19 protein-coding genes and 1 riboswitch are annotated in these 20,931 nt (G+C 45.2%); of the genes, 9 read left to right on the forward strand and 10 right to left on the reverse strand.

What is annotated here, in order from left to right:
- Positions 1-82: 82 nt before the first annotated feature.
- The gene (locus D1Z90_RS08250) at positions 83-1,759 is read right to left on the reverse strand and encodes an ABC transporter substrate-binding protein (RefSeq protein WP_119910283.1); all 1,677 of its coding nucleotides are present in this window, start codon (positions 1,757-1,759) and stop codon (positions 83-85) included.
- A gap of 448 nt (positions 1,760-2,207) precedes the next feature.
- Complete coding sequence (locus D1Z90_RS08255; protein WP_158587086.1) at positions 2,208-5,663, reverse strand: response regulator; 3,456 nt, start codon at positions 5,661-5,663, stop codon at positions 2,208-2,210.
- A gap of 196 nt (positions 5,664-5,859) precedes the next feature.
- Here D1Z90_RS08255 and D1Z90_RS08260 point away from each other — a divergent pair, with 196 nt between their 5' ends.
- On the forward strand, positions 5,860-6,510 hold the full coding sequence (locus D1Z90_RS08260) for a M50 family metallopeptidase (RefSeq protein ID WP_119910285.1): 651 nt from the start codon (positions 5,860-5,862) through the stop codon (positions 6,508-6,510).
- An 88-nt stretch (positions 6,511-6,598) separates the two neighbouring features.
- Here the strand turns inward: D1Z90_RS08260 and D1Z90_RS08265 are convergent, their stop codons facing one another.
- The 5 genes from D1Z90_RS08265 to D1Z90_RS08285 form a co-directional block, all read right to left on the reverse strand.
- Entirely contained in the window at positions 6,599-8,143 is a 1,545-nt protein-coding gene (locus tag D1Z90_RS08265; protein ID WP_119910286.1) for a pilus assembly PilX N-terminal domain-containing protein, read from the reverse strand.
- Between the two features lie 84 nt (positions 8,144-8,227).
- A complete protein-coding gene (locus D1Z90_RS08270) occupies positions 8,228-8,773 on the reverse strand; it encodes a PilW family protein (protein ID WP_119910287.1) in 546 nt (181 codons plus the stop codon).
- 11 nt (positions 8,774-8,784) lie between these two features.
- Complete coding sequence (locus D1Z90_RS08275; protein WP_147378744.1) at positions 8,785-9,192, reverse strand: type IV pilus modification PilV family protein; 408 nt, start codon at positions 9,190-9,192, stop codon at positions 8,785-8,787.
- On the reverse strand, positions 9,192-9,641 hold the full coding sequence (locus D1Z90_RS21685; protein ID WP_119910289.1) for a GspH/FimT family pseudopilin: 450 nt from the start codon (positions 9,639-9,641) through the stop codon (positions 9,192-9,194). Before D1Z90_RS21685 ends, D1Z90_RS08275 begins: the two co-directional genes overlap by 1 nt.
- A gap of 2 nt (positions 9,642-9,643) precedes the next feature.
- Positions 9,644-10,015: a type IV pilin protein gene (locus tag D1Z90_RS08285; protein WP_119910290.1), complete on the reverse strand. Its 372-nt coding sequence runs from the start codon at positions 10,013-10,015 to the stop codon at positions 9,644-9,646.
- A 387-nt stretch (positions 10,016-10,402) separates the two neighbouring features.
- On the opposite strand from D1Z90_RS08285, the gene D1Z90_RS08290 reads away from it, so the two are divergent.
- Together D1Z90_RS08290 and D1Z90_RS08295 are read left to right on the forward strand one after the other, a co-directional pair.
- Entirely contained in the window at positions 10,403-11,158 is a 756-nt protein-coding gene (locus tag D1Z90_RS08290; protein WP_438941743.1) for a Nif3-like dinuclear metal center hexameric protein, read from the forward strand.
- Between the two features lie 155 nt (positions 11,159-11,313).
- Positions 11,314-11,541 carry a hypothetical protein gene (locus D1Z90_RS08295; RefSeq protein ID WP_119910292.1) on the forward strand — a complete coding sequence of 76 codons (228 nt, stop codon included), beginning with the start codon at positions 11,314-11,316 and terminating at the stop codon, positions 11,539-11,541.
- A gap of 58 nt (positions 11,542-11,599) precedes the next feature.
- On the opposite strand, the gene yvcK is transcribed toward D1Z90_RS08295, so the two are convergent.
- The 3 genes from yvcK to narQ form a co-directional block, all read right to left on the reverse strand.
- Positions 11,600-12,649 (reverse strand): uridine diphosphate-N-acetylglucosamine-binding protein YvcK, encoded by a 1,050-nt coding sequence (gene yvcK / locus D1Z90_RS08300; RefSeq protein WP_232525221.1) that lies wholly within the window; start codon positions 12,647-12,649, stop codon positions 11,600-11,602.
- 77 nt (positions 12,650-12,726) lie between these two features.
- Positions 12,727-13,365 carry a two-component system response regulator NarL gene (narL, locus tag D1Z90_RS08305; RefSeq protein ID WP_119910293.1) on the reverse strand — a complete coding sequence of 213 codons (639 nt, stop codon included), beginning with the start codon at positions 13,363-13,365 and terminating at the stop codon, positions 12,727-12,729.
- Between the two features lies 1 nt (position 13,366).
- Entirely contained in the window at positions 13,367-15,079 is a 1,713-nt protein-coding gene (gene narQ / locus D1Z90_RS08310) for a nitrate/nitrite two-component system sensor histidine kinase NarQ (RefSeq protein WP_158587087.1), read from the reverse strand.
- Positions 15,080-15,177: 98 nt separating this feature from the next.
- A riboswitch (molybdenum cofactor riboswitch) is annotated at positions 15,178-15,313 on the forward strand.
- Here narQ and moaA point away from each other — a divergent pair.
- The 6 genes from moaA to D1Z90_RS08340 all read left to right on the forward strand — a co-directional run bounded on the left by moaA (position 15,301) and on the right by D1Z90_RS08340 (position 20,901).
- Positions 15,301-16,281 carry a GTP 3',8-cyclase MoaA gene (moaA, locus tag D1Z90_RS08315; protein ID WP_119910295.1) on the forward strand — a complete coding sequence of 327 codons (981 nt, stop codon included), beginning with the start codon at positions 15,301-15,303 and terminating at the stop codon, positions 16,279-16,281. It overlaps the preceding riboswitch by 13 nt.
- A 243-nt stretch (positions 16,282-16,524) precedes the next feature.
- Positions 16,525-17,022 carry a ferredoxin-type protein NapF gene (gene napF, locus D1Z90_RS08320; RefSeq protein WP_119910296.1) on the forward strand — a complete coding sequence of 166 codons (498 nt, stop codon included), beginning with the start codon at positions 16,525-16,527 and terminating at the stop codon, positions 17,020-17,022.
- On the forward strand, positions 17,015-17,290 hold the full coding sequence (locus D1Z90_RS08325; RefSeq protein WP_119910297.1) for a chaperone NapD: 276 nt from the start codon (positions 17,015-17,017) through the stop codon (positions 17,288-17,290). The genes napF and D1Z90_RS08325 overlap by 8 nt, the downstream gene beginning before the upstream one ends.
- Positions 17,287-19,779 carry a nitrate reductase catalytic subunit NapA gene (gene napA / locus D1Z90_RS08330; RefSeq protein WP_119910298.1) on the forward strand — a complete coding sequence of 831 codons (2,493 nt, stop codon included), beginning with the start codon at positions 17,287-17,289 and terminating at the stop codon, positions 19,777-19,779. The genes D1Z90_RS08325 and napA overlap by 4 nt, the downstream gene beginning before the upstream one ends.
- Before the next feature lie 46 nt (positions 19,780-19,825).
- Positions 19,826-20,293, forward strand: a complete 468-nt coding sequence (locus D1Z90_RS08335) for a nitrate reductase cytochrome c-type subunit (protein ID WP_119910299.1) — start codon at positions 19,826-19,828, stop codon at positions 20,291-20,293.
- 20 nt (positions 20,294-20,313) lie between these two features.
- Positions 20,314-20,901 (forward strand): NapC/NirT family cytochrome c, encoded by a 588-nt coding sequence (locus tag D1Z90_RS08340; RefSeq protein WP_198419079.1) that lies wholly within the window; start codon positions 20,314-20,316, stop codon positions 20,899-20,901.
- Positions 20,902-20,931: the final 30 nt, after the last annotated feature.

Consider the following 20,931-nt stretch of genomic DNA (forward strand, 5'->3'; position numbering starts at 1 on the left):
GCGAGTGTAAAAGGTCGATCAGAAGGTTTTAGTTAAAGTAAAGCCTCACCCGAGGGTGAGGCTTGATTCTTAGTCAGTTAAATTATTTAACTGGCTTAAGATTTAGTACATGTAGTAAACGCTCTGGAGTGTCAGGCCATACTACTGGACGAGCTTGTGGGTTCTTATCGTTGAACCAACCAGTGAAACGCTTAGTGTTGTACTGGTAGTTGTAGTTAGTGCTCATAGCGGCCATAGTCGTTTGGTTTGAACCAATACGCTCTTGGATTTTATGAACGATAGCTACTTTCTCGTCTTGGTCGCCAGTTTTGTTGAAAGAGTCGATGAGTGCATCTAGCTCTTTGTCTACGTTGTGGTGACCACCGAAACGTGCTTTATCCATTTGCTCTGAGTGGAAAGCAGTGTTGTAGTATTTGAATGGATCTGGACCTGCAAAGTAGTTAGTGAACTGAGCATCGTAGTCAGCGTTTTGTACTTTTTCAGTCAAGATTGCGAATTCTGGAGTAGAAACGCTTGCGTTAATACCAACTTCTTGTAGACCTTCAACACCGATTTGTACTGTGTTGATGAAGTCAGACCAACCGTTTGGTGCTAGGATTTTGAACTCAACCTTAGTACCGTCTGGGTTTTCTACGAAGCCGTCACCATCAACGTCTTTGTAGCCAGCGTCTTTAAGAAGTTTCTTAGCGCCTTCAATGTTGAATTTGCTGTACTTACCGTATTTAGCGATAGAGTCTTTGTTAGCCCATGCAGCGAACTGGTCACCTAGTGCATCTGGGTACTCGTTCACAGACCAGTAACCGTAACCAGCGATGTCTACGATTGCTTGACGGTCAAGAGCCATAGAGAATGCGCGACGGAATTGTACGTCGTTGAACGCTTTAGCGTTGTTTGCATTTGGTGTCTTGAAGTTAACCATGAAAGAAGCAGAACCAGCTGCTGGGAACCAGTAGTGGTAGTGTTTGTTTTGGCTAACAAGTACACGGTCGATATCTGGAATGAACGCAGAAGTCCAGTCTAGGTCGCCTTTGATAGCTGCAGCTAGAAGCTGGTCATTGTTCGCAAGCTGTGGCATACGGATACAATCAACAGCTAGCTTGTCATTCTCGTAGTAGTTAGGGTTACGACATTGTACATAAACCTGTGGAGTGAACGTATCTACTTGAGTGAAAGGACCAGTACCTACTGGGTTTTCGTTTGTGAAAGTAGTTAGGTCAGCAACTTTAGAGAAAACGTGCTCAGCAACGATAGGTGCACGAACGATTTCAGCTACGATACCAGTGTTTACGTCTTTTAGTTCAACGGCTACTTTGTAGTCGTCAACTTTTTTAACGCCAGCGATTTTAGCAGAAATACCTGCTACGTCAGCTGCGCCGCCTTTAGCTGCAACACCTAGAGAGTAAACAACGTCGTCAGCTGTGAAAGCTTCGCCGTCTGACCATTTAACGTCTTTCTTCAGCTCGAAGTAAACAGTTTTTAGGTCATCAGAAAAATAGTGTTTGTTAGCTAGACGGTAAACTACTTCACCACCTTTAATTTCATTAACTACAAGTAGTGGCTCGTAGATGAACTGGTTAGTAGTAGCTAGACGAGAAGTCGCTAGGAAAGGGTTGAAGTTACGAACCCAAGAAGGTTTCATTTCTGAAACTAGTGTAAGAGTTGCTTTATCAGCAGCCATTGCAGGTGCAGAGATAGCACCAGCTAACATTGTAGCGCCCATCGCTACAGCTGTAGAAACTTTAGTTAACTTAGCAAGCATAACCATTCCTTAATCATATCCTTGTATATGAGAAGCGTACAAGTTGTGGCTTGTTTACAACCTGGCCGCAACTTGTCCAACGCTGGTTTTTGAGTTCTTTTGTCAAAGTGACTAAAAATGACTCGTTTAATGTTTTTCACCAACGGGCTATATAAAAGCAATTTAATGACGGATACGCAAATGTTTCTGTCGTTGATTTCGTTAAGCGTGAAGCATCTCACGTTAATATCGTTTATTAAATAACTAATCTATTATTAATCAATGGCTTACATTTTTTTTCTTTGCGAATTAAGCGGTGTTTTTTGCTCCAAATTCGGTCGATTTTTAGGCCTTTGTGAACGCCGTCACAATCAAAATTAGAGGGATATTTGTGATTGCTTAATTATGTTTTATAGACTTGTGATCACGATCTCACATGCTAAAGTGTGAGACCGCGTCATTACTGGGCTTAGGAGTCGCTTTTGCTTACTTGATTACGTAGCGCAAGCTTGGCTTGTTGCAGTTTATCGTGACTTTCTTGGGGCTGGGGGCAATGTTCTAACACATACTCAGCCGTGCTTAGTACGGTTCGCCAGCGTGGCGATTTTGGCAGGGTGTCGATTTGCAAGTACTTATCCAAGGTGCGGGTTTGCAGTGAACTGCGATCCAGATAAACGCGCCATAGCTTACTTTTCTCAGCTAATTCTATCTTGCCTTCACCGGTTGCCGTTTGCCAATGTTCGAGGGCAGAGCGCATGGTATCGACAATTTGGCTTCGTAATGGATCTTCGTTTGGCTCACTGGTGAGCTGCTGGGCCAACTCCGCAAAATCGGGGCCAAGCGCTTGTAAGTCATGGATCAGCTGAGGATCTGTGCTAATTACGTGCTTACTCAACGAAGTAATCGCACTGGTCAAGGCGGCTACTTTCGCTCGACTATGGTGCCCCACTTCATGATCTGCTAATACCGGCATGCAGTGGAAGATTAAACTCCAGCCCGGTTGTTCTTCAAAATTAGCCGGTGTAATCGTAACTTTACTGGCGAATGGACCTTCTACGCCGCGACATGCCAGCTCTATTTCCTGACTATCTCCTTCCATATCAGGTGCGCTTTCCAGTTGTAATTTGAATGGCGTCATTAAAATATCGTTAATTGAATGATGCACAAATTCTTCTTGCTCAATGCCAAATAGGGCCTGTGCGCCGGCGCTGGCGAATTGAACTTGATCGTTGAGATCAACGCCAATTAAGACTTCGTCGGCTTGTTCTAACATGGCAAGCAGTCGAAATTGAGTACTCTTAAGGCCTGTTTGCACTTGTATGTGCTGATTGATCTCTTGTTTGAGCAGGGTGTTTTCAACTTTTTGCTGATTCGCAATTTTAGCCTGAATATGGGCGTTGATTCTGGCGTATAGCTCGTCTTTGCCAAAAGGTTTAACCAAGTAATCGTTAGCACCGGCTTCAAAACCCTCTAGCAAATCTTTCGGCTGATTTAACGCGGTTAAAAACACGACAGGGAGAGTGAGGCGATCAAACTGCGTACGGACCTTTTGACACAACTCGAAACCTGTCATGGTTGGCATCATCACATCCACCAACATCAAATCCGGTTGCTCAACTTCCAACACCGCTAATGCTTCATGACCATCTTGGCAGCAATACACTTGATAACCTTGTAGCCCAAGGAGGTTTTGTAATATTTGCAAATTGATGGTTTCGTCATCGACAACCAGTATTTTGTAGGCATCTTCGCTGATATCAAACTCTACCGACTGCCAGTTGTTGCGTTGCTCAGGCTCGTTGTCTGCTTCGTCCATAAGCATGAGCGCACGAGATGAGGGTTGCACCACGGTAGGTTCAATACTCTGATCTTGATGTATCGGTAATGAGACCACAAATTCAGAGCCAATTTCTGGTTTGCTGCTTACGCCTAATTCGCCATTCATCAGTTGCACTAATTGGCGTGTCACAGATAACCCCAAACCATAACCCGATTTGGCATGGTTACGGTTTTCGCGCACTTGCATTAATGGCTCAAAGATATGACTGATTTGCTCTTGTGTCATGCCGATACCTGTGTCGGCAATGATAATTTTAAGCTGTTCGTCTTGTTGCTCAACCGTGAGTACAACTTTGCCTTCAGGGGTATACTTGATAGCGTTACCAATGAGGTTATACAAGACTTGTTCAAGCCTTAACTCATCAGCAAATACCACAGGTAAATTGTCTGGGCATTGATTGATTAACCGTACAGGTTTATTCCCCGTAAGGTGTTTACATAAATCAAACACCAAATTAATCACAGATTTAAGGTCTAAAGCTTGCGGTTTGATTGGCAACTGACCATAGCGCATCTTGTGATAATCCAACAGATCGTTGACCAAACGTGCTAAACCTTCGCTGCTTTTGATGATCAGTGAAAGTTGCTGGCGCTGAGCATCACTCAGTTCGCCGGCGCTGCCAGCAATCATTGATTCGGCCATGCCCACAATGCCGTGAATTGGCGTTCTCAGCTCGTGGGAAGTATTGGCTAAAAACTCATCTTTCAGTTTGTCAGCTTGTTGCAGCTCTTGGTTTTGTTGCTGAATCAACGCAACCTGACTTTCGAGTTCTTGCTTTTGCTCGCTGATCAGTAACAGCTTTTCACGCACAGAATATTGCATATGCGCAAAGCTGTGAGCAAGGCGGCCAATTTCATCGCCCTCTGGGTTCACTCCGCGTATCGGCTTTTCAAGGTCACCGGCGGCAACCAACTCTGCGGACCAGGTAAGGTTAAGCAAAGGGGCGGTGATGGTATTAGACAGCCAACGGGAGAAGAAAATAAACAGCAGCACTGAGAAGATGGCAAACGAGGCCACTAACTTTTCTAACTGGCGGGTGAGGGCGAACGCTTCGTCTTCTGATATTTCAGTGACTAATGCCCATGGCTGCTCAAAAACATTAATGGGAGTGTAGGCTGCTAAGACTTCGTCGTGTAAATAGTTACTAAATTGGCCAGCGCCAGATTCACCTTGTAATGCTAAACCCACCGGTTTTGAGTTTACTGCAATATCGGCATAGTTAAAGCTGTGTTCAACTTTGAAGCGCTCACTGCCGTATAAATCTGAGCGTAGCTTGTTATCTGAGCCAATCACAAAGGTTTCGCCCGTTTCACCTAGGCCTTGGCGGTCGCTCATTAGTTTGTTCAAGCCTTTGTTATCAATAGCAAATATGATAACGCCGCGAACATATGAGTGCTGTAATATAGGCACGCCTATATAGGCCTCTACCTTGTTCGTCAGCGGGTTGAGGCTAAAATCACCCAGTTGAAACAAGTCGGACGGGTTAGGAGACTGGTCCATCTGCACTTTGAGCTTTTGGTAAGTGCTTGCTAACCGAGTCGTTCGGTATTGCCCTGAAATGAGGTTGGTACCCATATCAGCTTGTTTGGTGACGGAATACACCAAGTTGCCGCTGTTATCAATTAAGTAGATATCTGAAAAATCAGACTCTTTAACCAACTTTGCGTATTCTTTATGGTATTTGAGGTGAACCCTTTTATACAGTTCGTCACCTTGGCTACTGGCATCAAATGCGGCGCCAGGAACGACTTGTTGGCTTTCGTCCTGGTACACATCCCAGCTGCCAGGCTTAAACAAGGATTGGGCGGTTAAGCGCGATTGCTCTATGGTGCCACCCAGACGTTCAAAAGCGGAGCTAAAACCGTAAAAGCGCCCGATAGACGCCTTCGCAAAGTCTGACTGCGCAAACAGACTCACTTGATGCTCAAGCTCACGAAAGTAATCACGCACCTGACTTTTTTTAATTTCTCGCACAGATACCAAGTGACTAGTCGTTTGCAATGCAAGATCTTTAGAGTAGGAATAAAGAAATAATACAGAGATAGTGGAAAAGGGCACAATGCTAAGCAATAAAAACGCTAGCATAAGTTTAGATCTAAGGCCTTTTAGTTTTCTTTTTTCTACCATTTGGTAATACTACTCCCCTGGGTCTCGACGGGCATCGAGTTTGGCTGTCCTTAATTCCTTGGACTTAGTTAGTTTCGCAGAATTATGCCCTGTGTTTCAATGACAACTGAATAAGTTGATGTCACAAAAAAATAAAATATCATCAGAGGACACCATGTATAGACAAAAAAGCTGGCTAAGTTTGCTATTAGTGATAATTCTATATTTAGCTTGGCACACTCCTTGGGTATTGCCGTTAAAAATTCTGGTCGTATTTTTTCATGAGTTTAGTCATGCTTTGCTCACTTGGCTAACAGGCGGAAGCGTGAAAAGTTTCGTGGTTTCATCTGATCAATCGGGTCACGTGATATCTGCCGGCGGGCACCGTTTTAGTATTCTTACCGCGGGCTATTTAGGCTCAATTTTAATAGGTGCTGGCATTTATCGCTTTGCTCATCAGCCTCTTTTACTGCCATTGATGGGCGCTATTATGTTGCTGGTTGGGGGGTTCTTTTTTGGATCAACATTTACACTGATTTTTAGCGCCTTAAGTGCCGCAGTATTGATTTTGTGTTACCTGAAACTGTCTTCACAGTGGCAAGCCGTTATTTTGCAAACCATAGGGTTAGCGAGCCTGCTTTATGTACCCTACGACGTCTTTCAAGATACGGTGATGTACAGTCACCATCGCTCTGATGCTGCCATGCTAGCGGATGAGTTTTTTGGTACCACTTGGATGTGGGGAGGTATATGGACAGCTTTATGTTGTGTCATATTCTATCTAACGGTGATCAAACCTCTTTTTAAAAGGGAAGCGAGAAAATAGAAATGCTCGACTAAATAGGGCGCTTCAACTTTAGTCATAAAAAAGGCGCCGCAGCGCCTTTTATCAAACAACATCGTGAACCGATATTTTACTCGGGGTAATGATAATACATTGAAGCAATCGCGGCCTTTCCTTCGCCAATCGGGGTTTCAACTGTGCCTAAAGCTTCATCATAATGCATGCCACCGTCACCGGATAAATCGACTGTTTTACCTCGAACCGCTCCCATCATGTCTCCACTTGCGTTGATGTCGATGTGTGTCAAAGGAGCATAAACGGATGCGTACATGTCTGTAGCGCCGTTCATTTTAACTCCAGTATCGCTGTCACCAGTGCTTTCGTAAGCTGAGTAAATTGTGAAGGGCGGTTTGTTATTATCAGATAACGTTGCATCGGCAGTTATGTTAGCACTTGAACCTATATCCACTTTACTTTCAGTAATAATGGTTAAGGAGCTACCTGACTCAATCGTAATGTTAGCCGGGCTACCTGCAGTTTTAAAGTCGCCTTGGACCACCAAGACCACGTCGCCACCGGAAATATGAATCGAGTCATTTTTTAACGTCAGGCTTTCAATAACGATCGCTTGGACTTCTTCTCCCATTAACTCCGTGGTAATGGCTGGGATATCCTGAAATTGTTTACTGCTTTTGTCGTAATATTGGCCGTTATCTGGAGTGTATTGAATTGGCTGATTACCTTTTCCGGAATACCAAGCTGTGGTATCGACTTTAGGGGGTGTTTGTCCATTTGCGCCTTTAAGTGAAGCAATCCCTGCCAGTTGAGTGGCGATATCGGCCGGATCGCAAGATGAACTAAAGCTTGGGTTTTGATCAGGATCTAAATCATGGAAGCTGACATGATTGGGTAACTCATCAATTTTATCTCGAGTAATACCATTAAAGGCGTCTTTAACTGAGATGTCTCCGCCCATCGGTATCCAATCATCAAGGATCATACTGCCATACGACATGACATCTCCTGTCACTCTGTCTCCACTGCCACTGCCACCTTTAATAGAGATATCACCGGCAGCCGTGACAGAACCATCCAAAGAGGCCGAGCCCGTGCTGGTGAACTTACCGTTGGCGGTGACATTACCATAGATGGGAGAATCCCCTGAAAGGGTTATATCGGCATTGGCATTGATGGTTTGTACGCTGGCATTATTATTTTTATTGTTTTGACTGTAGGGCCCATTACGAGAATCGTAACTGTCTATGTGACCACTGCCACTCAGTGCTATACCGTCACAAGCTACTACACCACTTTCGAATAGGTTTATTGCGCCGCTACTGGTTAGCTTTGCTTTAAAATAGGCTTTAGCACCATCAAATTTGCCATAACCGACAATAACATTCGCATCAGCAGTAGTGAGTAGCGTTGAGCCTCTGCCGTCTGCACTTACATCCTTGATTGGATAACCATTGAGGTTTTTGTTTGTTTCAAAATACTTGAATGCATCAAACACCTCTTTTTCCGCTAATAATCGGGCATTTAACTCTTTTTGCTGATTGCCGCCAATCTGCTCTTGCAAACGGGTTTCATTGAGGGCTGAGAATGCCACCAATGTTGATATGGTTGTGAGTATGAGTACAGACAGAAGTACAAAGCCATGCTGCTGAGTTTTCATAGAGAGCTCCCTTATTAGTAAGCCATTAGCGAATGAGGCACCTTTAATCACAATGGAAAAAAGATGCACAAGTGCTAACGAAAACTAATTACTGTTTTGATCTAATATTTTTTGTCGTTGTGCTAACGTAAACGCAATGCCATCGCTGCCGTATGAAGCGGGCATACCGTCTATATAAAGTTGAACTGTGACACCATTGCTCCCTAACGGTGTGACTGTCATTTTCTCTACACTTAATGCAATGAGTTGATTTCCTATTCCGTCATTGCAGTAAAGTCCTTCGTCACCCAGATAAAACAAATCTGAGGTACCGTTTGAGCGGGTATTGCCTAAGCAGCTATACACCACGTCTCCAGTCTGAATATTGTCGTAGGTTGTGCGAAGACGGTCTTTACCGTCCATTGTTTCCTTCGCTAAACCTCCGGCTTGACGCACCGAGCGAGCGATAAGGTTAAATGACGCGCGGAGGGATTCTTGTGCCTCAGACATTTGCTGGGTTAATGTCACGGCCGTTTTTAATGAAGAATATACGGACGAACATGCCAACACTAAGGTGAGTCCTATCGCCATTGAAACCATTAACTCTATTAATGTGAAACCAGATTGAGCTTTTCGGATATTAAGATTCATTGTCTGCCACCTTATCCACACACATCTGGAAAGTTGGCCATTAAAGTTACTTGGTTATTGTCCGCTTCATCAATGCGGCTATCAGTCCAAGTTAAATTAATCTCAGTACTCAATGTAAAACTATTACCTGGTTTACCTTCGGTGACACTGTACCCTTCAGGCAATCCACTTTTCCAAGTATCTACCACTTGTGTGTAACGAGCTGGATCGGTTTGAACGTCGCATAAATTTAGCCAAATGTTGTCGATTAATTCATTGGCTCGAATGGTCGATACCGTATAATGAAAGCTTGATTGTGAAGCCTGCAGCATTTTCATTTCCAGCAAACCGAGTCCCAGCAGTGCCACTACCGCGACGATGGTAGCAATTAATACTTCGATTAAGCTTAAACCTGCTTGCTGTTTAAGGTTGCTCTTCATTAGCTGCATGCTCCCGCTTGTAGCTTGCTCTGGCCACTGACATAAATGCATAAGCGTTTAGTTTCACTGTAACCAGAGACGGTAAACTCTTGTGCACTTGAAAGGCCGCCATTTCCTTTTACCACTGTGGTGCTGCCTGTCACCGTGATGTCTTGATGAGGGGCTTGTACTTCCATCAAGATTTTATTAGCAGCATCAACCACACGCCAACCCTTTGCCCAATCACTGTCTATGGCTTTAAGTGTGATGTTCGAAGAGGTTTTAACCGCTTCGCTGCGGGCAAATCGAAATGCGTTGTATAAATTATTACTGGCATCCGCCATGCGATCGGTTTGTACAAAAGTTTGATAGCTAGGTATCGCCACTAAGGTCAATATCATCACAATGGCAATGACAACCATGAGCTCAATTAAGTTAAAGCCCAACTGTTGGCGCTGAATATGCTTCATACTTACCTCCAGCAGTGTGTTTCATCCGCTGACGTGATGCCGGCTTGGTTGATACTTAAGGTGCCACAATCGTCATTGGCTTGAGAGCCTTGAGGCGTTGCTGTCAGAGTATATGTGTCTGTTGCTGTATCAACGCTTAATGAGAAGTTATAACTGGTTGGGGTTGTGATACTTGGTAACGCAGTGGGGTAATCACCTTGCCTGGCATAGTTACGTTCAAAAGTTTGAGCCATTTCTGACAGGGCTATTTGAGCATCAACCCGATTAGATTGCTGTATGTATGCTGTGTAACTGGGCAGAGCGATTGCCGCCAAGATACCGATGATCGCGACCACAATGAGCACTTCGACCAAGGTAAATCCATTTTTATTCATTTGGCAACCAAAACTAATTCTTTAGTGTGAGCTTTTACTATATTGCAAGTATGACAGTTTAATCTGCTATGACCACGTTTTGTCGCCCAAATTGTGACCTTGTCATATTTTGTGGTTCAAATGACTTTTTTGCATTACGGATCTAGAGGAAAATATTGATTTTTATTTTACATTTCAATCTTGTTAGTTAAATCATCAATATAAGTGTCTATTAAAGAAACTTTTACTTATTGCTGAGGATTTCTCATTGATTGATACAGCAGTAATTTATGTCATGCTTTTATAATGCCTGCTTATGGTTGTCATAATATGTAAACCATAAACACTACTGTTTTGAGGGGGTTATTGGGTACAATACGTTCTTTTTACAGGAGGTCACCCATGGCAATTACTAGAACTAAAATGGAAGGTGTATTAGCGCAATTGCTTGCGCCACAAAAATTTAAAGATTATTGCCCCAATGGTCTCCAAATAGAAGGGCGCGACAAGATTCAAAAAGTCGTCACTGGCGTAACGGCGTGCCAAGATTTGATTGACCAAGCGATTGCTGTCGAAGCCGATGCCATCTTGGTACATCACGGCTATTTCTGGAAAGGTGAGCCAGGGCCGATAACGGCGATGAAAAAAAAACGTATCGCCGCATTACTTAAGCATGATATCAATTTATTCGCTTACCATTTACCCCTCGACGTTCATCCTGAACTTGGTAACAACGCGCAGCTTGCGAAACTGCTCGACTTGCCTTTGCGTCGAGGCTTAGAGCCCTGGGACAAGTTATCTGTTGCCCAAGTGGGTAAGTTTGCTGAGCCTATCTCGCCGCAGCAACTGAGCGAAAAAATCTCTCGCGTATTAGGCCGCGAACCACAATGGATAGACGGCAACAAACCTGACATTCGCTCGGTGGCCATTTGTACCGGTGGCGGTCAAGATTATATTGATCTAGCCGCAAGCCAAGGCATAGATGCCTTTATCAGTGGTGAAATATCTGAGCGCACCGTATACAGTGCCAGAGAAATGAATATACATTATTTTGCCGCGGGCCATCATGCTACAGAGCGCTATGGTGTGCAGGCATTAGGTCAGTGGTTAGCGCAAGAATACCAACTAGACGTTGAGTACATTGAAACTGATAACCCGGTGTAATGCGCTGAGCGTCAGATTTGATCTGACGCAACAGTTCTGTCTTTTATAGGGGGCAAGCTGTGACTGAGGTTACAAAGCGTCGACTTGGCTATTGAGCCAGATGGATGAAATTTGCTTTGATAGTGGTACGAGGAGTTTACTGCTAAGGAAGCACTATGACACATACTATTTTCATCGTTTTTGTCGCGCTCAGCTTATTTACATTGATGAGGTTTATTCATCAGTCTTGGCAGTACGAAGCGGCAGTCAAGGCTCGGCCAAGTTATTTTAAGTTTTGGTTTTTAGCAGTATTCAACTTATGCCGAGTTTTGATATTAAAAGACATTGTCAGTTTTAAACGTGCTTACCCTACCTTGTTAAATAAACGCGCAGCACATTCATAACTCTACTCTGAGTGGCGCTTTTGGTTGATAAGGCAAGCTTATCAACCAAGGTTTCATGTCACTTCTCTATCGCGTTAACTTGCAATCGCAGCATAGTTTCAATTGCCGCGGCCAATTTTTCTCTGTCGTGACGGTGTTTTAAAGTTTCTTCAGCCAGGTCAAAATAATGCTCTTGATAATCATCAAGGGCCGCTGCGCCATGGGGGAGAATCACATGGTCAATAAAGGGCGCACCTACCTGCTGTTCACACCATTTTAATTGTTGGTTTAGAGTGAGCTGATCTGCCGGGCTTTGCTCAGGCACTAAATTAGCAATAAACACCACTGTCGTTTTACGGCTGATAAGGGCTTGCTGAATTTCAGGTAAGAGTAGCGGCGGCATAATGCTGGTTAAAAAAGACCCAGGCCCTAATATAATCAGCTCTGCTTTTTTTAATGCTTGCACCGCCTCCGCTGTTGCATTAACAGCTGGGCTTAATGCGAGCTTGTCTGGAAAGCTTTGCATTTGGTCTACCACCACTTCGCCGTGATAGTTTTTGCCTTCGCGGCAAATCGCCATTAAATCGGCAGGTTGTTCGGCCATGGGGAATATATGGCTGGTCACTTTTAGCATGTTCGAGATGAGCTTAATCGCATCAACGGGGCGAACGCAGAGTTGATCTAGAGCCAACAGCATCAAGTTACCTAAATTGTGACCCGCAAATTCGCCCTCTCCTGGGTAGCGATATTCAAACAACATACTGCCAATGCTGGGCTCGGGAACAAGCTGGTTAATGCAATTACGCAAGTCCCCCCAAGCAATGCAGTTTTCCGATTGCCTTAAGCGACCGGTTGAGCCACCGTTATCTGTGGTGGTCACAATGCCGGTTAACTTAGGGCCTAGATATGACAGCGAAGAAAGTAGGCGGCCTAAACCGTGGCCACCGCCAATGGCGGCGACATGTTTATATTGCGCCACGCCTTGACCGTCAGGCTGCTGCTGACTTGACGCGCTGAGGGCCGCGCTAAATTGAGCGGCTTGTTGCATGCTGGCTTGGTATTTTTCCATCACGACCACTTGAGTAATAAATACAAGCGAAAAGTTAACGACTTCATCTAGTTGATGCAACCATTAAATCTGTTTTTGATGACAGTTTGTAGACAAATAGTCAATCTGAATCTGTCTCTTTAGCATTTCATAGGGTGCTACCTGTGCGTCTCTAAATATAGCACCGCTGCTTCTACGCGGGATTTTACCGCTAACTTCTTTAATAAACTCTTCACATGCACTTTCACCGTGCCCTCAGAAATAAACAAGTTTTCTGCCACTTCTTTATTGCTGTGACCTTTTGCAATTTGTTGCAAAATCTCTGTTTCCCTTTTGGTTAAGCTGGCAAAAAGGGCATCGATATCTTGGCCTTCGTTAAGACAAGTTAAGTAAGGCTTTATTTCTTCGCTGATAACCTGTTGCCCGGTGGCAGCTCGTTTTAAGCTGGCTAACAAGGCTTCAGGCTCAGTGTCTTTTAATAAATAGCCATCAGCGCCTTGATTGATTAATTGGATCACGTCTTGTTTGGCGTCTGATACCGTTAAAATAATGATATGGGCGCTGATTTGCTCTGCGCGTAAAGCCTTCAGTGTATCTAAGCCAGACATGCCTTTCATATTCAGGTCGAGTAGGATTAAATCTGGCTCGTTAGCCAGCGCTTGAGTTAACGCTTCAGTGCCATTACTGGCTTCCGCTACTACGTTAAAATCTGGCTCAAGGGCAAGTAACTGTACGATGCCTTTGCGCATTAAGGGATGGTCATCAACCACCATCACGGATAAATTTTTGGTTGTCATATCATTGCTCTAATTGTTGATAAGGAAAAACCAGTGAAATCAAAGTACCACTGTTGGGTCGTGGCTCAATGTTGATTTCACCGCCTAAGTTTTGGGCCCGTTCATGGAGAATACTCAGTCCATAATGGCCTTGTTTTGCTTGTTCGCCCTCAAAACCTTGGCCATCGTCGCTGATACTGATGGCGATGTTATGGCTGTCCTGGTATTGACATACCACGAGGATTTTTGCTGCGTTGGCGTGTTTAATGGCGTTTAGCACTGATTCTCGAATGATTTGTAATATGTGAATATGATGCTCGGCTTTTAAGTCATGGTCGTTAATTTGGTACTCCAGTTGTAAGATGCTTGCAGATTGCTCTTGCAGTTGCTCTAACATAACGGCAATGGCTTCAGATAAATTTGCTTCTTTGATTTGCAACCTAAAGGTTGATAATAACTCGCGCAGTTGCAAGTAAGCTGCGGCAATGCCTTGATCGATTTCCTCGGCAATGGCGTTTAGGGCTTGGTCATTGTGCGGCTGCTGTACTTGGCGTTTTAAGCGCGTGCACTGGATCCTTAAATACGACAGCGCCTGAGCGATAGAATCATGCAGCTCTCTGGCGATGATTGCGCGCTCTTCCATTAAAGCCAGTTTTTGGTGTTGCAATGCATTTTCTTTATTTAACAAGCCTTGAGCAAGGGTGAAAGCCAGGTTATTGCAAACCGTGTTATCCAAAGCTTGTTGGCTGTGCATTGCCAGTTGGCCTAACTGGCGCTGGCCAATGGTCAACGTTGCATCGGTGTGACAAGCGGCCTCGGCTTGCGAAGGCTGCGGCCCAACCGTAATGGTGCGACTGACCTCATTGGCGCGGCACAAGGTAAGGGTAATGGCTGAGACTTGCAACTGCTCCTGACACAGATTAAGCAGTTTGTTGAGAGCGGGCTCACTGAGGTCACTGGCGCTGACTTGTTGCGAGAATTGATACAAAAAAGACATGTTTTGATGGGCTTTGGCCAGTGCATTGGTTTTTTCGTTAACGGCTTGTTCCATTTCCAAGTACAGGTGTTTTAGCTCTTGGGCCATGACGGCGACAGCTTGACATAATTGGCCTATCTCTTGGTCTGAAGCGCTGACTTTAGCTTGGTCAAATTGCTTATTTTGAATTGCTTTAGCGGCGATGATAAGTTGCCGTAACGGAGTGACAATGCGTGTTTTCATCATTTGCAGTAAATAAAGGCAAATAAATAAAATGCTTAAAATACTGCAACTTTGGAACAGAAATATCAGCTTTACTTTGAACTCTGACTGCTGCTGTAAATCCAATACCATATCGTCGATTTGGTCCACAAATTCAGCCACCTGTAAGCGGTACTCTTGATACTTTCGTGCGTGCAGTAAAGGCTTGAGGTGCTGCCATTGTTGCAGTAGTTGATTGTAATCCTGCTGAATATGGCGAGGCTGGTGCCAGTTAGTCACGGGTTGTAAGTTATCACCCATTAAGCTGTCTTCAAACTGCACTATTTGCTGTTCTAATAATGGATCATCACTGAGTAAAGAGTGAGCCAAACGGTAGCTTTGCATTCGTAATGAGCCCGCCACGTTAACCAGTTTGGCATCATTAAGATTGGTACTTTGTAAGGTTAAGCTAAGGCAAGCTTGGGCCAAGCAAATGGTCAAAATGATGAGTAATGCTCGGCGTAAACTTTTGGTGGCAGAACGATTGTATGTCTTCAAACGGCTTATCTCTAAGGAGGTAAGTTTAACGTAATACGACCTATTCTAGGCGTTTTTGAGATGATCTGCTGGGATAGCTCTCCAATATTTGCTATACAGAAATAAATGAACTCCGAGTTTAACTCGCCTAAGTCGAAGATATGGCGATTAAACCGTGTCGGAATTATCCGCAAAGGGTGTGGTGAGAAATTGTCATGCCTCCCGAATTTGGAAAGGTGTTTATGCCACAACTTATCGACAATTATCAGCGTAAGTTTGAATACTTACGGCTGTCCATCACTGATGTGTGTAATTTTAAATGCACCTACTGTTTGCCAAACGGTTATAAACCCGAAGGGCGAAAGCAGTTTTTAACTTTGCCCGAAATTAAACAGTTAGTGTCTGTGTTTGCCCAGCTAGGCACCAAGAAAGTGCGCATTACGGGCGGTGAACCTTCTTTGCGTAAAGACTTTTGCGACATCATTGCGGCTGCTAAACGTACCCAAGGAATAGAAAAAGTCGCGACTACTACCAATGGTTATCGCTTAGCAAAAGACGCACACGCTTGGCGTGACGCTGGCTTAGACGCGATTAATGTCAGTATTGACAGCTTAGACCCGCGACTTTTTCACCAAATAACCGGTGAAAACTTGTTTGCTAAAGTGATGGCGGGGGTCGAAACCGCACTCAAGCTGGATTTTCAAGCTGTAAAAGTGAATACCGTGCTAATGCGCCAGCTTAATGCGCATCAATTGGGCGAGTTTTTACACTGGATTAAAGATTTACCCGTTCAATTGAGGTTTATCGAGTTAATGCAAACCCATGACAACCATGACCTATTTCAGCAGCAACACGTGGCGGGCAGTACCATCATGAAGCAGTTGTTAGCACAAGGCTGGGTTGAGAAAATACGTCAGTCTACAGACGGCCCAGCGCGGGTGTTTGCGCACCCTGATTATGCCGGTGAGGTAGGTTTAATCATGCCTTATGAGGCGCATTTTTGCGACTCTTGCAACCGCTTACGAGTTTCGTCCTTGGGGCGTTTGCATTTGTGCTTGTTTGGAGAGCAAGGGGTAGACTTACGCGATTTGTTGCAACACCCCGAGCAAGCCGCTCAATTGCAACAAAGGGTATTGGATGAACTAAAAACCAAGCGTGTGAGCCATTTTCTGCAACAAGGCGATCTTGGCGGTACCGTTCACTTGGCTTCGATTGGTGGGTAAAGCGTATCTTTTCCGTTTTAACATGCTGATTATTTAATAATGTGAACACGGTGTTAGGGAAAAATTGATCTAGCACATAGCGCGCCAGAATATAACCCTTGCGAGGTATAGCCTCGTTTGGGGCCAGATCCTACATTTAGTCTATATCAATAAAAAAGCTGCACTTTGCATTTTGCAACAAAGAGTTAGTTCGTTTTTAACGACGCATAAAAGCTCACTGAGGCAGCAATATATAGGCAAGCAATGTCATCATCGGTCACGCTGTCACGTCGTCGTTTATTTAAGCGCGACAGTCAGCCATTAATCACTTTGCCTTGGGTTAGCCTTGAGGTGGATTTTATCGCCAGTTGCACGCGCTGTGAAGCCTGTGTAACTGCGTGTGAAACTAACATAATACGCCACGGTGATGGCGGTTTTCCTACCATAGATTTTAGCCAAGGGGAGTGCACGTTCTGCCAGCAATGCGCAGATGCCTGCCCCGAGCCGATTTTTGATACAACTCAAACCGAGCCTTGGCCGCAACAAAAAGTCGCGGTGAGCCAAGCTTGTCTGGCCCATCAAGGGGTTTATTGTCGCAGTTGCGGCGAGTTGTGCGAACAAGAGGCAATCAGTTTCAAACCCGGCATCAGCAGTGTGCCAGACATCAACATCGCAGATTGTACCGGCTGTGGAGCTTGCATTGCGCCTTGTCCCACCCAAGCTATCGCTGTGATACAAACGTCAGAGGAAGACCATGTCTGAAGTGAAAGAAGTTCATATTTCAAGTTTGGTGGTGTACACCTCGGTAGAACATGTGGCTGCCGTTGCGCAAGCAATTGAAGCCATGCCGGAAGCTGAAATTTATGCTCGAGACGACCAAGGTAAACTGGTGGTCGTGATCGAAAATGAAGGAAAAAAGCACATATTAAACACGGTTGAAACTATCAACCAACTGGATCATGTATTGAACACTTCTTTGGTGTATCACCAAGTGGAAGAATTAGTCTCGCAATGTGAGGAAGCACAATGAAATTTACTCGACGTGAATTCGTAAAAGCAAACGCAGCCGCCTCGGCCGCGGCCGTCGCTGGCGTATCATTGCCGGCTACTGCCACTAATCTTATCGCCTCAACCGATCAAACTAAAATAAAATGGGACAAAGCCCCATGCCGTTTTTGTGGCACAGGTTGCAGCGTGATGGTCGGTACCCAAAACGGTAAAGTGGTGGCCACGCAAGGCGACCCTAAATCGGAAGTGAACAAAGGCTTGAACTGTATTAAAGGCTATTTTCTTTCCAAAATTATGTACGGTAAAGACAGGCTGCAAACGCCTTTGCTGCGTATGAAAGACGGTAAATACCATAAAAACGGTGACTTCCAGCCGGTTTCATGGGATCAAGCGTTTGACGTGATGGCTGATAAATTCAAGCAATCAATTAAAGAAAAGGGCCCAACCTCAGTCGGCATGTTTGGTTCGGGACAGTGGACGGTATGGGAAGGTTACGCCGCTGCTAAGCTGATGAAAGCGGGCTTTTTATCGAATAATATCGACCCTAATGCTCGTCACTGTATGGCGTCTGCGGTAGTGGGCTTTATGCGAGCGTTTGGCATCGATGAGCCTATGGGCTGTTACGACGATTTAGAAGCCGCGGATACCTTTGTATTGTGGGGCTCAAACATGGCGGAAATGCACCCTATCTTGTGGTCTCGATTGACCGACCGCCGCTTATCACACCCCCATGTTAAAGTGCACGTGCTATCCACTTTTAAACATCGAAGCTTTGAATTAGCGGACAATGGCATGGTCTTTACGCCGCAATCTGACTTAGCCATCTTAAACTACATTGCCAACTACATAGTGCAAACCGACGCGGTTAACTGGGACTTTGTTAACAAGCACACGGTTTTCAAACGCGGCACCACAGACATAGGCTATGGTTTACGTCCTGAGCATCCTTTGCAAAAAGCGGCGAAAAACCCAGATAGCGGCGCGATGTCTGCGATGACCTTTGACGAATACAAAGCGTTCTTATCAGAATACACCTTAGAGAAAACGGTGGAGCTGTCTGGCGTGCCTGCTGATAAATTGGAAGCGCTAGCTAAAGCGTACGCAGATCCAAAACAAAAAGTGACTTCTTTCTGGACCATGGGCTTTAACCAACATACCCGTGGCGTGTGGGCGAATAACTCGATTTACAACATTCACCTGTTGATGGGCAAGATTTCAGAGCCGGGTAACAGCCCATTCTCGCTCACCGGTCAGCCTTCTGCATGTGGCACCGCACGTGAAGTAGGTACCTTTGCCCACCGTTTACCGGCTGATTTAGTGGTAAATAACCCCAAACACCGTGCCACAGCCGAGAAAATTTGGAAGTTGCCAGAAGGCACCATTCCGCCGAAGCCAGGTTATCATGCGGTGCTGCAAAATCGCATGCTTAAAGACGGCAAGCTAAATGCTTACTGGGTGATGTGTAATAACAACATGCAAGCGGCGCCCAACCTCAACGAAGAAAGCTTACCGGGTTATCGCAACCCTGAAAACTTTATTGTCTGTAGTGACCCATATCCCACCGTCACCGCGCAAGCTGCCGACTTAATTTTACCTACCGCCATGTGGGTAGAAAAAGAAGGCGCCTACGGTAACGCTGAGCGTCGTACTCAATTTTGGCATCAGCAAGTGTCTGCGCCGGGTGAAGCAAAATCTGACTTGTGGCAGTTAATGGAGTTTTCAAAGCGCTTTAAGGTGGAAGAAGTGTGGCCTGCTGAGCTGATAGCGAAGCAACCTGAAGTGAAAGGTAAAACCTTATTTGACGTGCTTTATAAAAACGGCAACGTTGATGCTTACAGCCTGGATGAAGTGGCAGAAGACCAGCTAAACGACGAATCTCGCCACTTTGGCTTTTATGTGCAAAAAGGCTTGTTTGAAGAATACGCTGAATTTGGCCGTGGCCACGGTCATGACTTAGCGCCGTTTGACATGTACCACGAAAAACACGGTCTGCGCTGGCCGGTTGTGGATGGCAAAGAAACCTTATGGCGCTACCGCGAGGGACACGATCCTTACGTGGCTAAAGGCAAAGGCGTGGACTTTTATGGCAAGCCAGACGGCAAAGCCTTTATCATCGCCACCCCGTTTGAGCCGGCTGCAGAAGCGCCAGACGAAGAGTTTGATTTGTGGCTCAGCACCGGCCGAGTTTTGGAACACTGGCACTCGGGTACAATGACTCGTCGGGTACCTGAACTTTATCGTGCTTTCCCTGATGCTGTGGTGTACATGCACCCGAAAGACGCTGAAAAGCGTAAACTGCGTCGCGGTGATGAAATCGTAGTGCAATCGCGCCGCGGTGAACTTAAATCACGGGTCGAAACCCGTGGCCGTAACCGTCCTCCTGAAGGTTTGGTTTATATGCCTTGGTTTGATGCTAAGCAGTTAACCAACAAACTGACCCTGGATGCAACCGATCCTTTGTCAAAAGAAACCGACTTTAAAAAGTGTGCCGTTAAGGTAATGAAAGCTTAATTACAGCGCTGGCTCAGTACTCAGTAACTGAGCCATGGAGGATGAAATGAAAATAAAATTATTAGCCACTGCTCTATGCGCGCTGATGTTAAGTGCACCAAGCTGGAGTGAACAAGATGAAGCGGACAACAATGTTAATAACGGTGGCGTGAGCTCGCTGCGTGGCAATGTTGAACTGGATACGCAACAAGATCCAGGTCGCATTAAACAGGTTCAACGAGACCGTCCAACCATGGATCGTGAATACGTGCATCAGCCGCCGCTGATCCCGCACCAAATTCGCCATTACAAAGTCGACATGGACGCAAACAAGTGTTTGTCTTGCCATAGCTGGAAAAACGCCAGTGAAACGGGCGGTACACGCATTAGCCCCACTCACTATGAAACGCGCGATGGCATGACATTGTCTGACGTGTCGCCAAGACGCTACTTTTGTTTGCAATGTCACGTGCCTCAAGCAGATGCTAAGCCATTGGTTGAAAATGACTTTAAACCTGTTGAGTCGCTCAGATAAGTTTAGCTTAAGGCGTTGATATGAAAAAAATTATAGCCATAATCAAAAGCTGGTGGCAAACCCTTAGAGCGCCAAGCTCTGCTTCGTTAGGATTTATATTATGCCTAGGTTTCTTTGGCGGTATTATCTTTTGGGGTGGCTTTAACACTGGCATGGAGGCAACCAACACGGAAGAATTCTGTTCGGGTTGTCATGAAGTTATCGTTGAAGAAATCAAGGAAACGATCCATTATTCAAACCGCTCTGGCGTTAGAGCCATTTGTTCGGATTGTCATGTGCCCCATAACTGGAGCGACAAAATAGTACGTAAAGTGCAAGCCAGTAAAGAGCTGGTGGCTTGGGCAATGGGTAACATTGACACGCCTGAAAAGTTCTACGAACGCCGTCGTCACTTGGCTGATCGCGAATGGGACCGAATGAAGAAGAACAACTCACAAGAGTGCCGTAATTGTCACGAGTTTGAGTTTATGGACTTCTCCATTCAAGGCAATCGCAGTGTGAAAATGCACTCAACCGCCTTGGCCAGTGGTGATAAAACCTGTATCGATTGTCATAAAGGTATTGCTCACGAGCTGCCCGATATGACAGGCGTGTCCGGTTGGCACTAAGCTTATCGATAAACAGGTCATAGCGCACAA

The sequence above is a fragment of the Motilimonas pumila genome (genome assembly GCF_003596335.1).
Classification (GTDB): Bacteria; Pseudomonadota; Gammaproteobacteria; order Enterobacterales; family CBDFNC01; genus Motilimonas; species Motilimonas pumila.

Coding starts and splice junctions, on each gene's coding strand:
- D1Z90_RS08250 (WP_119910283.1), bottom strand. CDS start 1,759: ATGCTTGCTAAGTTAACTAAAGTTTCTACAGCTGTAGCGATGGGCGCT.
- napF (WP_119910296.1), top strand. CDS start 16,525: ATGTCATCATCGGTCACGCTGTCACGTCGTCGTTTATTTAAGCGCGAC.
- D1Z90_RS08335 (WP_119910299.1), top strand. CDS start 19,826: ATGAAAATAAAATTATTAGCCACTGCTCTATGCGCGCTGATGTTAAGT.
- napA (WP_119910298.1), top strand. CDS start 17,287: ATGAAATTTACTCGACGTGAATTCGTAAAAGCAAACGCAGCCGCCTCG.
- D1Z90_RS08275 (WP_147378744.1), bottom strand. CDS start 9,192: ATGAAGAGCAACCTTAAACAGCAAGCAGGTTTAAGCTTAATCGAAGTA.
- D1Z90_RS08295 (WP_119910292.1), top strand. CDS start 11,314: ATGACACATACTATTTTCATCGTTTTTGTCGCGCTCAGCTTATTTACA.
- D1Z90_RS21685 (WP_119910289.1), bottom strand. CDS start 9,641: ATGAAGCATATTCAGCGCCAACAGTTGGGCTTTAACTTAATTGAGCTC.
- narL (WP_119910293.1), bottom strand. CDS start 13,365: ATGACAACCAAAAATTTATCCGTGATGGTGGTTGATGACCATCCCTTA.
- D1Z90_RS08255 (WP_158587086.1), bottom strand. CDS start 5,663: ATGCTAGCGTTTTTATTGCTTAGCATTGTGCCCTTTTCCACTATCTCT.
- D1Z90_RS08270 (WP_119910287.1), bottom strand. CDS start 8,773: ATGAATCTTAATATCCGAAAAGCTCAATCTGGTTTCACATTAATAGAG.
- D1Z90_RS08325 (WP_119910297.1), top strand. CDS start 17,015: ATGTCTGAAGTGAAAGAAGTTCATATTTCAAGTTTGGTGGTGTACACC.
- D1Z90_RS08340 (WP_198419079.1), top strand. CDS start 20,314: ATGAAAAAAATTATAGCCATAATCAAAAGCTGGTGGCAAACCCTTAGA.
- D1Z90_RS08285 (WP_119910290.1), bottom strand. CDS start 10,015: ATGAATAAAAATGGATTTACCTTGGTCGAAGTGCTCATTGTGGTCGCG.
- D1Z90_RS08265 (WP_119910286.1), bottom strand. CDS start 8,143: ATGAAAACTCAGCAGCATGGCTTTGTACTTCTGTCTGTACTCATACTC.
- moaA (WP_119910295.1), top strand. CDS start 15,301: ATGCCACAACTTATCGACAATTATCAGCGTAAGTTTGAATACTTACGG.
- D1Z90_RS08260 (WP_119910285.1), top strand. CDS start 5,860: ATGTATAGACAAAAAAGCTGGCTAAGTTTGCTATTAGTGATAATTCTA.